Source organism: Sphingobium sp. TomTYG46 (assembly GCF_055396345.1).
In genome coordinates, this window is sequence record NZ_AP027325.1 from 205,780 (window position 1) to 219,615 (window position 13,836).

Here is a 13,836-nt window from a genome sequence, read left to right on the forward strand (position 1 = left end):
TCGCCCTATCGGACATCCAAAGGCCTCCGTCCAGCATTCCGCATTCGGCTGACGGCGCTCCTTGGCCCGCCTTCGATAAGGCGCTGAAGGTCCAGCATGGCCCGCAGCATCGACAACCCCTGCGGCCCGGCGATGAAGCGCGGCTCCCAGGACGGTGTGAACTTCGCCTTGTAGGCGCGGAGGCCCTTGAAGCCGTAGAGGCTGCCCCCATGCTTGAAAATCAGCGCTCCCGCTTTCACCCAGATGGGCGAGAGTCGACGCGCCTCCAGACCAGAAAGCGGCGCCATGCCGAGCGTGAACCAGCGGTAGCCTTGCGCCTTTCCCCAAAGCATGAGGCGGCAAAAGAGGAAGTCCATCATGCCCGCGGGCATGTCAGCATCATGCCGCATCAGGTCCACGGACAGTTCGCCATGATCGGTGGTGGCCCATATGTTCGCAAAGGCGATGATCCTGCCCTCCCATCGCACGACCGCACAATCGAAACGCTGCAAGTAGGCCGGGTCGAACCGGCCGACGCTGAACGCTTTTTCGGCACCCCCCTTGGCTTTGAGCCAGCGGCGCGACACCGCTTCCAGCTCATCGATCAGCAGGGCGACGTCAGCGGCTGGCACAATCTCGAAGGTCACGCCTTCCCCTTCGGCTCGGCGTAACGCGTGGCGGAATGGCTTGCCCTTGGGTCCGTCGATCGTGAAGCGGGACAGATCGACGCGTGCCTCCTCCCCATATTTGACGAGCGACAGGCCAAGATCGATGGCAAGGGGCAGGCCATCAAGGCTGAGCTGATAAAGCAGAAGCCGCCCCTGCGCTGCGTCCGCCCGCTCACGCAATTCCCAAAGCAGGCTGCCCCATTCGCTCGGGTCCCCGACCGGGTCGCTCATGACAATCCAGCTATGACCCTGAATCTGATACATCAGGAACGCCCTGCCCGATGGCGACGTCAGGAACAGCTTGTCACCGGTCAGCGACAGGAACGCGTCGGTTTTTCGGGCAGACGCCAGCGCCTCCTGACTGGGGCGGGTCGAGATGACCGGCCCGGCGAAGGGCGATGCCGGACGGAGCAACTGCCACAAGGCCGCCCAAATCAGCAGGACGCCGGTCGCAAGGGCGGCACGCAGGAAGCGGGATGCGTCATGATGCCGACCGAACTGCCACCATAGTTCATTCTGATAATCGACATGCTTGAAGGCGAAAAAGCCGATCCAGACCGAAATGCCGATCGCCACCGCCAGGGCGATGATCCAGCCCGGCGCAAGCATAGCGGAGGTCAGGCTGGTCTTGCGGTAAAAGGCGGGACGGCTCCATTGCAGCAGGCCGGTAATGACGATCAGGACGGCCGCTTCCTCATAATCCAGCCCCTTCATCAGGGAGAAGCCAGCGCCCGCCACCAGCAGCAGCCGGGTCAGCCAGAATGCGCCATCCTGCCGTCGGTAGAGGCCCGATGCGAGCAGCACCAGCATAGCTCCGATCATGCTGGCGGCGAGGTGGGACGCCTCAACAAAGGGCATGGGAAGGATGCTGCTCACGGCCCTGAACCGGGCCGGTATGGCGGGCAGCGATCCGGACACCAGCAGGACGATCCCGCCCGCCGCCACCAGCATGGCCAGAACCGCAGGGGCAATCTCCCGACCCAGACTTTCCGCACCACTAAGGACGCGTCGAACCGGGCTTTGCCATGCATGTCGTTCATGCAAGACTATGAGAAATGCCGCTGCCGCCAAGGGCAGCAAATAATAAACCAGCCGATAGGCGAGCAGCGCGGCGAACAGCGAAGGCCGCGCGACCTGCGGGACGGTAGCGAGGACCACGGCCTCGAACAGCCCGACGCCGCCTGGCACATGGCTGATCAATGCGATGATGATGCCCAGCGTATAGGCCAGGAAGAAGGCCGGAAAGAGCGTGATGGCGATATGAGGGAGAAGCACAAACAGCGCCGCGCTCGACAGCGTGAGGTCGACACAGGCAATGCCGATCTGTGCCGCCGCCTGTCCACGCGATGGCAGCATGAGGGTCCATCCGAATAGCCGGACGGGATGCGGCGCGCGCCTTAGCGCCGCCAATGCCACCGCGACTCCTGCGAGCATGCAAAGACCAAGCAGTTTAAGAGCCGAGGCATCAATGGGGAACGCCTTGATGGCGATCGGCATCGGATCGACAGCCAGGAACAGCGCCGCCATCGTCACCACCCCGCCCCAGAAGGACAGGCTGGCCGACGCGATCACTCGGGCGACGTCGCCCGGTCCCAATCCCGCCGCGCCATAGATGCGCATGCGCGCCGATCCGCCGGTCAGCAGCGAAAGCCCTAGATTGTGGCTGAGCGTGTAGCTGCAAAAGGATGCGAGCGCCGCGGTGCGCCAGGCGATCCGCTTGCCGATGATGCGCAGCGCCATATGGTCATACAGCGTCAGCGAAAGATAGCTGAGGATCGTCAGCGCCAATGCGCCAGCGAGCGCGCCCGGCGTGATGGCCCGGATCGCGCCGCGCAGGTCATGGCCATGCACCTCGGACAGGAGGTGGAACACCATCGCCAACCCTAAGCCCATCATCAGCAGGAGGAGCGCGACGGAAAGGGCGCGCCTATGTCTGGCAGAGGAGAGCGCCGCGATCATGGCGCTATGCCGGATGGACGGGCGAGGCCAGCGTCCGGTCTATCGCCCGCAACAATATCGCGCTTGCCCTGTCCGCATCATGGTGCAGCTGATGTCCACCGGGCAGGCGGACGGTCGTCGCGTTGCGCTGGCGCAGCGAAGGGCAAAGACTCGACCGTTCCTCCGCGCCATGGATGCAGAGCAGCGGCACCCAACTCAATTTGCGACCCGCGAGAGAGGCATCTTCTTCCGGCTCACCGATCGAGAATATTTCCGAAGGGGACGCGCGCCACTCGCGTGTCCCGCCCGGAACGATCAGGCCGACAAAGGCGATCCGACGGCGCAGTTCATTCGGCACATAGGGCAGGGATGGCGCGATGACATCGGCCCCGAAGGACTGGCCTAGCAGCAGCAGCCGGGCTTGAGGATCAATCGCGATCGCGCGCCGCAACCCGTCTGCTATCATTGCGCCGGTTTGCTCAGGCGTGCGGCGGACGCGGAAGAAGTGCAGGCTGTTCTCGGCGACCACGGGGATGCCATGGTCCGTCAGCCGATCGGCAATCGCCGGGCCAAGTCCCGCATGGAAGCCCATGTCACCAGACAGGTAAAGCGCGACCGCATGCCGATCCGCCTTCTGCCCGGCCTTGGCAGGCATGACGTCGAACAGATGCCCGCCCACATATCCCAGATACCAGAAGGACAGGACAATGGCGCCGCACAACAGCAGCAATGTGTGCGTCAGCGATTTCACGCCGCCTTGTTCCATGCCGCCATATCCTCTGCCGCGCCGCCCGATGCCTGCACCCGGCCGCTCCGCTCCAACTTACCCCATCCGACCCACGGCCCTAATATGGCGGTCGCGGTGGCACGGATCACGACGCCGTACATGATCTGGCGATAGACAAAGCGCTGTGCCACCAGCAGCAAGGCAGGGTAGCGCCGCTCGCGCGGTTCGAGCCTGTAGGCGACAGCGCCGCACAGCACGTCGATGGCGCAGAAGGCGAGCCAATAGAGACCCATGCGCAGCACATCGGTTTGCGTCTGCGCCCAGCCGTGCTGATGGATGCGCACCGCCGTATCGATGCTGCTGACGATCAGGGCCAGGTCGATGATCGGCGACACCAATGCAAAGCCGATCTGGAACAGCCAGGCCTGCGGCAATCCGACCCAGCTCAATCCCGCTGGCTTGCCATCGCGCCAGATGCCGCGATGCTTCCACAGGCACTGCAACGTGCCATAAGCCCAACGGAATCGCTGTTTGGCAAGGGCGCGGAAGCTTTCGGGGGCTTCGGTCCAAGCGACGGCTTCGGTGTCATAGGCGACCAGCCAGCCCGCACGCTGGACCGCTATCGTCAGGTCCTGATCCTCCGCCAGCGTGTCGAGCGGATAGCCACCCACCTCGTCCAGCGCCGCCCGCCGCCATGCGCCGACCGCACCCGGCACAACCGTGATCGCGCCGAACCGCGCCAGCGCCCGCCGCTCCAGATTCTGCGCGGTCACATACTCCACCGCCTGCCAGCGAGTGACAAGGTTCACGCGATTGCCGACCATCGCATTGCCCGCCACCGCGCCTACATCCTCATCGGCGAACCAGCGGGCGAGCCGGGCGATGGTCAGGGGTTCGAACTGCGTGTCGGCATCAAGTGCTACGATGATCGGGGCGCGCGCCAACTCCAGCGCGCGGTTGAGTGCCGCAGCCTTGCCGCCATTGGCCAGGGTGAGCAGCCGGACGCGTTCGTCCCCGGCGAAGGCGCGCGTGACGATCCCGCTCGTTCCGTCGGTGGAGCCATCATCCACGACAATGACGTCCAGCGTCACCTGCTCGCTTGCCAGCACGCGGCGCACCGACGCCTCAATTACCTTGGCTTCATTGAAGGCAGGGATAATCACCGACACAAAAGTGTTGGGCTGCATCGCTGGTGGTTCGACCCTGTTGGAACGCAGGCGGCTGCCAAGCGCGAGCGCCGCCAGCATCAGCGCCCGGCCGATCCCGAACAGGATGACCGCGAAGAACAGCCATTTAAGCGCCGCGGCGATCGCGGCCAGCACAAGAAAGACCGCGACGTCAATCCGCACCGCCACCAAATCTGCCCCGCCGATCCGTGGCATCACCTTGTCCGTTGTCAGCCCTGCGAGGGTGGATATAGTGACGAAGCGATAGCCCTTCGTTTCCAGCCGCTTGATGATGCGGGGCAACGCCGCGACCGTCTGCGCCCGATCCCCGCCGCTGTCGTGCAGCAGGACAACCTGTGCAGAGCGGTCAGCGTCCCCGGCCTCAACCTGCTGAACCGTGCGATCGACGATTGCATCGACGCCCGGCCGCGTCCAATCGCCCGGATCGACATGCAGGCCGACATTCAGATAGCCGGCGCGCTGCGCCTCCAGCGCGGGACCGATCTCATCCGCGCTGGTGGGTTCAGCGTCTCCGAAATAAGGCGCGCGGAATAGGCGCATGGCCCGGCCCGTATAGGCTTCCACCAGCCGCTGTGTGCTGTTCAGTTCCAGCGAGACGCCGCCTGGTGAGACCTGGGCCAGATTGGGGTGGGTGTAGCTATGGCTGCCGATCTCGCTGCCCTGCGCGATGATCTCGCGCAGCAGCGAAGGATGCATGATCGCATTTTCGCCTATGACGAAGAAGGTGGCGGGCACGTGCGCGCGCTTCAATATGTCAAGGATCGGCGGCGTCCACACCGCGTCCGGCCCATCATCGAAGGTCAACGCCACCATATGCGGGCGGTAGCCCGTCCGCCGAATGACATAAGGAGTGGGCAGACTGGCATAATGTTCGTCGATGATCAGCCCGCTTAGCGGCCCTGAACCCATGCGCACCGTTCGATGACCGATGGTGGGCACATCATCGATCCGCAGGATTTCGCCATTGCCCTCGATATCGACGGAATTGAAGCTGGTCAGCCGTCCGAGCCCCTCCACCTTGCCCCTCTTTCCAGCGAGCGCGGACCAGAAGCCGGGGTCCTCCGACCCCAGGCGCCACAGTGCGATCCCGCCCGCGCCCGTGATCCGCGCGGCGCGAACCTGATTCCAGGCGCTTGCCGCGTCCAGCATCCAGACATGATGGACAACGCCCTCATCGGCATAGTCGAAGGTCGCGTTGCCGCTCCTGCTATCAAAGCGGATCGGAGCGCCGGAGTCATGCGCCGTCCGCCATGAATCCTCGATCGACAGGATCGAAGCCGGGCCGCCGCCTTCCTTCCAGTCATATGCATAGTTGCCGATCGCCACGATCGCCTTGGACGCCGGAACTTGGTGTAGCGCGGCCCGCAAACGAGCAACGAACCAGGGCTGCGCGGCAATCGGACCCGGCTGATCGCCGATGAAATGCTGGTCATAGTCCATCAGGAAAAGGCGGTCGGCCACACGCGCATAGGCACGCAGGTTCCAACGCGCATCATCCACGGGCACGGTCAGCATCACTTGCTGATTTTGACTGTGCAGCAGTTGTCCTGCTTCCTTGAGGAACGACAGATAATCGGCGTGCGCGCTCGGCGGCAGCGCTTCCAGATCGAATATGACCCCTGATGCTTTGAGCGCCTTCAGCGACTGAACCAGGCGCAGGAGCAGAGCCTTCCGCGCCGCGTGGTCATGCAGCAGCGCCGACGTTCCGGCACCATCCCAATCGCCATCATCGGCATTCTGCACGACCGGCATGACACGCGGGCGATGAGCCGAGGTACGAATGAGGGAAGTGAAGACCGGATCATTCGTGACCCGCAGCTCATGGCGCGGGCCGGTAACAGACAGCAAGGTCGGGGCCACCCAGTCGATCTGGCCGATATGCTGGCGCAAAGACGCCCGGCTTGCGTCGTCCCATGGTACATAGAAGGCTACGCTGACAGCCTTACCAGCGGCGCCCGGGCCGCGGTGCGGCAGCCATTCCGACAGGCGATGGCGAACCGAAGCCTGGAAATGGTTCAGGCGCTGGCCGATGCCTTCCGGACGGCGGCGCTCCATCTGCAAAGGAACGGCGGGCGGAATGGGCACATTGATGATGGTATAGGCAAAGGCCATTCCGGCGGCGAGAATGACGATGATCAGGCAGAAAAGAGCCGGCAGCGTCAAGCGGCGCCTGCGGCCGGTGGCATCGTAGAAAACTGGCCTGTGCATCGTCCGCCCATCCGACTGGAGAGGCGACGCAACAGGGGTGAGCGCCGCCTCTCACTTACGTGGCCACCATGTGAGCCGCCGCACGAGATAGCGGGCTTGGCCTAACCGACGCATGGTCGGCAGATTACAACTTTGTCATGGGAGGTGCCTGAGCATCCCGTGTGACAGGAAATGGCGCTGATCGATGCAGCGTCGATGAGGAATCCGCAGCATATTATCCCCGGCCCATCATGGCCGTTTCGGACATGAACCGGGCGAGTGCTTCTGCGCAGTTTACAGGATCATCGGCAGCTTCCCTCAATAGCTGCTCAACTTCCGGATAATTCGTTTGAGCAGGTACGAAATAGGCCAGCGACCAGGTGACGAACCGTCGGTGGGGATGGACGCCTTCGGCGATGGTGCGGATATTTTCGTGCCTCAAGTCATCGACGATAAGACGCTGCAACGCGTCCACGCCGTCTGCTGGCCCTTCAAGATATTGCGCGAAACTGCGGCCGGTAAAAAGGAGCGCGCCCGTGACGTGAAGGCGGTGATTACGCGGGACGGAATCTTTAATGATATCCGCAACCAACTCGTCGGCCTCACCTTCCGCGAGCCTGCTGGCGCTGATGTAGAACCACCTGAAGACCATCGACGCGAAACTCCGGAAGGCCGCTGGTCCTCATTATAGAGCAGGCTATCCGTTCGTCGCCAACTCACAGGGGTTAAACACAAAGCCCCGGCCCCTGCCGCCATTCAAACGCCGCTGCCCCCTCACTCAAGAGCAGGCGAGCAGCGACGTATGGCGATCGGGTCGAGGCCTTGCCGGGGTAATGCGGATGATTGGCCCCGTCCTTCGGAGCCTTTCACCGTCGCAATTGCCTTCAGCGCTTAACGAGGAAGATCGCTGACGCCCATCAGGTGCAGATCGACTGCGCGCGCACACTGTCGGCCCTCCCGAATGGCCCATACGACCAGCGACTGGCCACGGCGCATGTCGCCGCAGGCAAACACGGACGACTGGCTGGTGGCATAGTCGATCATGTTGGCCTTCACATTGCCGCGCGCGTCCAAATCGGCGCCCGACTGCTCGACCATGCCTGCCTTGCGAGGGCCAACGAAGCCCATCGCCAGCAGGACCAGGTCGGCCTTCAGTTGGAATTCGCTGCCCGCGATTTCCTGCATCTTGCCATCAACCCATTCGACGCGCACGCATTCGAGTGCCTCGATCTGGCCGTTCTTGCCAATCGCCCGCCGGGTGGTAACTGCCCAGTCGCGATCGCAGCCTTCCTGATGAGAGGAAGACGTGCGCAACTTGAGCGGCCAATTGGGCCAGCTAAGCGACTTTTCCTCCCTCTCGGGCGGCTTTGGCATGATCTCCAGTTGGGTGACCGAAGCGGCGCCCTGCCGGTTGGAGGTGCCGACGCAGTCCGACCCCGTGTCACCGCCACCGATGACTACGACATGCTTGCCCTGCGCGGACAAGGTGCCGCGCGGCGCGGCACGCAGTTCATCGTCACCCGCATTGCGCTTGTTCTGCTGCGTCAGGAATTCCATCGCCAGCCGCACGCCAGCCAGCTCGCTGCCCGGAATGTCCAGCGTGCGGGGACGTTCGGCGCCCCCGGACAGAACCACGGCGTCATAATTGCTGCGCAGCGCATCCATCGAGATGGCGACGCCGATTTCCGTCGAAGTGCGGAATTCGACACCTTCCGCTTCCATCTGCTGGGCGCGGCGGTTGATCAGGTGCTTTTCCATCTTGAAATCGGGAATGCCGTAGCGAAGCAATCCACCGACCCGATCATTCTTTTCGAACACGGTCACGGTGTGACCAGCTCGGGCAAGCTGCTGCGCGCAGGCAAGGCCAGCCGGGCCAGAGCCGACAACGGCTACGCGCTTGCCGGTCTTGCGCGCGGGCAGATGCGGTTCGATCCAGCCTTCACGCCAACCGCGATCGACGATTTCGCATTCGATCGACTTGATGGTGACGGGAGAGTCCACGATGTTCAGCGTGCAGCTCGCCTCGCATGGCGCAGGGCAGACGCGGCCGGTGAATTCCGGGAAGTTATTGGTGCTATGCAGCGTTTCCAGCGCCGTCTTCCAATCGTCTTCATAGACGAGGTGGTTCCAGTCCGGAATGATATTGTTCACCGGACAGCCATTGTGACAGAAGGGAATGCCGCAGGCCATGCAGCGCGCGGCCTGGTCGCGGATCTCTTCCTTCGACAGCGGGACGATGAACTCGTTCCAATGCTTCAGACGCTCTTCGGGCGCGGTGTAGCTGCGATCTTTGCGCTCAACCTCGAGGAAACCGGTGGGCTTGCCCAAACTCTTTCTCCAAACTTCTCAATCTTGTCGCATGCGAGGGAGTATGCCCTCCCCCATGAAGCCTATTCGGCGGCCACGGGGGCTACGGCAACACGTTCATCTTCTATGCTCTGCAGAGCCTTGCGATAATCCTTCGGCATGACCCGGACGAAGTTCGCAAGCGTGCCTTGCCAGTCGGCCAGCAGCGCCTCGGCGCGTTCCGAACCGGTGTACAGCTTATGCCGTTCGAGCAGGATACGCAGGCGGTCGGCGTCATGGCGAAGCATGTCGCCCATACCCCAATCATGCACGTCCACGCCGCGTTGCAACGGACGGCCAAGGCCATCGTCATCCGAAGCCATTGCCGGGACCGGATCAACATCGACCATCGCAGGATTGACCTTCGATCGGAAGCTGCCGTCGGGATCGTAGACATAAGCGATGCCGCCCGACATGCCCGCCGCGAAGTTGCGGCCGGTTTGCCCCAGCACGACGACCACACCGCCGGTCATATATTCGCAGCCATGATCACCTACGCCCTCGACGACGGCGATCGCGCCCGAGTTGCGAACCGCGAAACGTTCACCACCCACGCCGCTAAAGAAGGCTTCACCGGAAATGGCGCCATAGAGGACGGTGTTGCCGACAATGATATTGTCGGTGGGGACGCGCTTCGTATCCGCTGGCGGGCGGACGATAATGCGACCACCGGACAGGCCCTTGCCGACATAGTCGTTCGCATCGCCGGTCAGGTCCAGCGTCACGCCATGCGCCAGGAAGGCGCCGAAGCTTTGACCCGCAACGCCCTGAAGCTTCACCAGGATGCTGTTGTCGGGCAGACCGGCATGGCCAAAGCGACGGGCAACCTCGCCCGATAGCATCGCGCCGACGGTGCGGTTGACGTTACGGATCGGCTGTTCGATGCGAACCGGGTCGCGCCTTTCCAGCGCGTCCATCGACGCCTTGATCAATTCCTGATCAAGCGCGGCATCCAGACCATGGTCCTGGCCTTCGGTGTTGCGCAGGACGAGATTCTGATCCGGCGCGACCTGATGGAGCAAGCGGCTGAGGTCGACGCCCTTCGCTTTCCAGTGATCGATGGCATCGCGCATGTCGAGCCGGTCGACGCGGCCGACCATCTCCTCAATCGTGCGGAAGCCCAGCTGCGCCATGATCGTGCGCAGTTCTTCCGCCACGAAGAAGAAATAGTTGATCACATGTTCCGGCTGGCCCGTGAAACGCTTGCGCAGTTCGGGGTCCTGGGTCGCGACGCCGACCGGGCAGGTGTTAAGATGGCACTTGCGCATCATGATGCAGCCTGCCGCGATCAGCGGAGCGGTGGCAAAACCGAATTCATCCGCGCCGAGCAACGCGCCGATGGCAACGTCACGGCCGGTTCGAAGACCGCCATCGACCTGCACGGCTATGCGGGTGCGCAGACCGTTGAGCAGCAGCGTCTGCTGGGTTTCGGCGAGGCCGATTTCCCATGGGCTACCCGCATGGGTCAGCGACGTCAGCGGCGACGCGCCTGTGCCGCCCTCATAGCCCGAGATGGTGACATGGTCTGCCCGCGCCTTGCTGACGCCCGCCGCGACCGTGCCGACGCCGACTTCCGACACCAGCTTGACCGAGATGCGGGCGCCCGGATTGACGTTCTTCAGGTCGTGGATCAGCTGCGCCAGATCCTCGATCGAATAGATGTCATGGTGCGGCGGCGGGGAGATTAGGCCCACGCCCGGCGTCGAGTGACGTGTTTTGCCGATGGTCTTGTCGACCTTGTCACCGGGCAGCTGACCACCTTCGCCGGGCTTTGCACCCTGCGCCATCTTGATCTGCACATCGTCGGCATTGACCAGATATTCGGTGGTCACGCCGAAGCGGCCGGAAGCCACCTGCTTGATCGCGGAGCGCATGGAATCGCCATTGGGCAGCGGCTTGAACCGCTTGGGGTCCTCACCACCCTCGCCCGTGTTCGACTTGCCGCCGATCCGGTTCATGGCGACCGCCAGCGTGGTGTGGGCTTCCCAGCTGATCGACCCATAGCTCATCGCGCCGGTCGCAAACCGCTTCACGATGGCACTCGCCGGTTCGACTTCATCAAGCGGAATAGCCTGATCCGCGAACTTGAACTTCATCAGACCGCGAATGGTCAGCAGCCGCTCATTCTGTTCATTGATAGACGCGGCGAAGGCTTCATATTCCTTCGGATTGTTGCCGCGCACCGCATGCTGGAGCGAAGCGACGCTCTGCGGAGTCCAGGCATGTTCCTCGCCACGGACGCGATAGGCATAGGCGCCACCCACATCCAGCATGTTCCGGTAGATCGGATTGTCGCCGAACGCCTCGCGATGACGATTGACCGTTTCCTCCGCGATCTCGGCAAGGCCGATGCCCTCGATGGTGGTCGCGGTGCCGGTGAAATAGCGTTCCAGGAAGGCAGAATTGAGGCCGACCGCGTCGAATATCTGTGCGCCGCAATAGCTTTGATAGGTCGAAATGCCCATCTTGGACATGACCTTCAATATGCCCTTGCCGACCGCCTTGATGTAGTTCTTCTGAACTTCGTAGGCGGACAGCGGCAGGTTCTGCTTCACGCGGATCTGCTCAAGCGTCTCGAACGCGAGATAGGGGTTCACCGCCTCCGCGCCATAGCCGGCGAGGACGCAGAAATGATGCACTTCGCGCGCTTCGCCCGTCTCTACAACCAGGCCGGTCTGCATGCGCAGGCCCTGACGGATGAGGTGATGGTGGACTGCTGCGGTTGCCAACGCGGCCGGGATGCCGATGCGCTCGGCTGAAACGTCGCGGTCGGACAGGATGAGAATGTTCTGATCCGCGAGCACCGCTTCGGTCGCTTCGTTGCAGATGCGATCGAGCGCGCGCTCCAGGCCGGCGGCTCCTTCCGTCGTCGGCCAGCTGATGTCGATCGTCTGCGTGCGGAACGCGCCGTCCAGCGCATCATGGATGCCGCGAATCTTGGCGAGATCCGCGTCGGTCAGCACGGGTTGGAGGGTTTCCAGCCGCTTGTGCGTGCCTGCATGGTGGCCCAGCAGGTTCGGACGCGGCCCGATCATCGACACCAGGCTCATCACCAGTTCCTCGCGGATCGGGTCGATGGGCGGGTTGGTGACCTGGGCGAAATTCTGCTTGAAATAATCGTAGAGCAGCCGCGATTTTTGGCTGAGCACGGCGATGGGCGTGTCGATGCCCATGGACCCGATCGGGTCTTCCGCATTGCGCGCCATCGGTTCCAGGAACTTCAGCACGTCTTCCTGGGTGTAGCCGAACGCCTGCTGGCGATCGAGGAACGCCGCCGCGTCGTTGCCGCGCGATGGCAGCAGGTCCTCGCCAAGGGTGGCGGGCAGTTCTTCCAGCTTATACTGCGTTTCCTTCAGCCACTCCTCATAGGGATGTTCGTCCGCGAGTTGGGCCTTGATCTCCTCGTCCTCGATGATGCGGCCCTGCTCCAGGTCGATGAGCAGCATCTTGCCCGGCTGAAGCCGCCACTTGCGGACGATATTTTCTTCCTTGAAGGGCAGGACGCCACTTTCCGATGCCAGGACGATATGATCGTCATCTGTCACGATAAAGCGCGCCGGACGCAGACCGTTGCGGTCCAGCGTCGCGCCAATCTGGCGGCCGTCGGTGAAAGCGATGGCGGCAGGGCCGTCCCACGGCTCCATCAGAGCAGCGAAATATTCGTAGAAAGCCTTGCGCTTCGGGTCCATCAGCGGATTGCCCGCCCATGCTTCCGGAATCAGCATCATCACTGCCTGCGCCAGCGGGTATCCGCCCGCGACCAGCAGTTCCAGCGCATTGTCGAGGCAGGCGGTGTCCGACTGACCGTGCGGAATCAGCGGCCACATCTTGTCGAGGTCCGCGCTCAAGAGCGGGGATTCGAGCGTGCGGCGGCGCGCGTTCATCCAGTTCACATTGCCGCGAACCGTGTTGATCTCGCCATTATGGGCAATGAAGCGATAGGGGTGCGCGAGCTTCCATGAGGGGAAGGTGTTGGTCGAAAAGCGCTGATGGACGAGTGCCAACGCCGACTGGGTCAGCGGGTTGCGCAGATCGTCATAGAAGCTGCCGACCTGATCGCACAGCAACAGCCCCTTGTAGACGACCGTGCGGGTAGAAAAGGACGGCACGTAGAAGTCGGCCAGCGCCTCCAGCCCCTGCTTCTGCGACAGCTCCTTAAGCGGATTTTGCGTCTGCTTGCGGATGGCGAGCAGCTTGCGTTCGAACGCGTCCTGATCCTTCGTTCCGGCGCCTCGGCCGACGAAGCACTGACGGATGGTCGGCATCTCGTCCAGCACAGTCTGGCCCAGCCCGTCGAGGGTTACCGGCACGTCGCGCCAACCCAGCAGGACCTGGCCTTCCTTCAGGATAAACCGCTCAAGCTGCTGCACGGCGGCGGCTTCGGCATCCCCGTCACGCGGCAGGAAGCACATGGCAACGCCATAATCGCCGGGCTGCGGCAGATCGATGCCCGCTCCGGTGGCCCAATCGCGATACAGCGAATCAGGAATTTGAATCAAAATGCCCGCGCCGTCACCCACCAAGGGGTCCGCGCCGACTGCGCCACGATGGTCGATATTGCGCAGAATGTCCAAGCCACGAAGAACAATATCGTGGGTTTTTAATCCCTTTATGTTGGCGATGAAGCCGACGCCGCATGCGTCATGCTCATTACCGGGATCATATAAACCTTGCTTGCTTGGGTAAGCCATTCACATTCCATTCCGTGCGATCTTGCGAGCGCGCCATTACACGCGCGGCGGACGGCAGGGAATAGCTTTGGCGCGATTCCCTGACGGCGATCGATCAAAAAATCCGCATTTTA

The 13,836-nt window shown here is 62.8% G+C and carries 6 protein-coding genes; all 6 read right to left on the bottom strand.

The features are described 5' to 3' along the window. Positions 1-5: 5 nt before the first annotated feature. Positions 6-2,606 carry a bifunctional lysylphosphatidylglycerol flippase/synthetase MprF gene (gene mprF / locus ACZ5YV_RS14310; protein WP_464789740.1) on the bottom strand — a complete coding sequence of 867 codons (2,601 nt, stop codon included), beginning with the start codon at positions 2,604-2,606 and terminating at the stop codon, positions 6-8. 4 nt (positions 2,607-2,610) lie between these two features. Then, positions 2,611-3,351: an AcvB/VirJ family lysyl-phosphatidylglycerol hydrolase gene (locus ACZ5YV_RS14315; RefSeq protein WP_464789741.1), complete on the bottom strand. Its 741-nt coding sequence runs from the start codon at positions 3,349-3,351 to the stop codon at positions 2,611-2,613. Further along, on the bottom strand, positions 3,333-6,707 hold the full coding sequence (locus ACZ5YV_RS14320) for a glycosyltransferase (RefSeq protein ID WP_464789742.1): 3,375 nt from the start codon (positions 6,705-6,707) through the stop codon (positions 3,333-3,335). The genes ACZ5YV_RS14315 and ACZ5YV_RS14320 overlap by 19 nt, the downstream gene beginning before the upstream one ends. Positions 6,708-6,921: 214 nt before the next feature. Next, positions 6,922-7,338, bottom strand: a complete 417-nt coding sequence (locus tag ACZ5YV_RS14325; RefSeq protein WP_464789743.1) for a BLUF domain-containing protein — start codon at positions 7,336-7,338, stop codon at positions 6,922-6,924. Positions 7,339-7,577: 239 nt separating this feature from the next. After that, entirely contained in the window at positions 7,578-9,014 is a 1,437-nt protein-coding gene (locus ACZ5YV_RS14330) for a glutamate synthase subunit beta (protein ID WP_464789744.1), read from the bottom strand. Between the two features lie 62 nt (positions 9,015-9,076). Further along, entirely contained in the window at positions 9,077-13,723 is a 4,647-nt protein-coding gene (gene gltB, locus ACZ5YV_RS14335) for a glutamate synthase large subunit (protein WP_464789745.1), read from the bottom strand. Between the last annotated feature and the right edge of the window lie 113 nt (positions 13,724-13,836).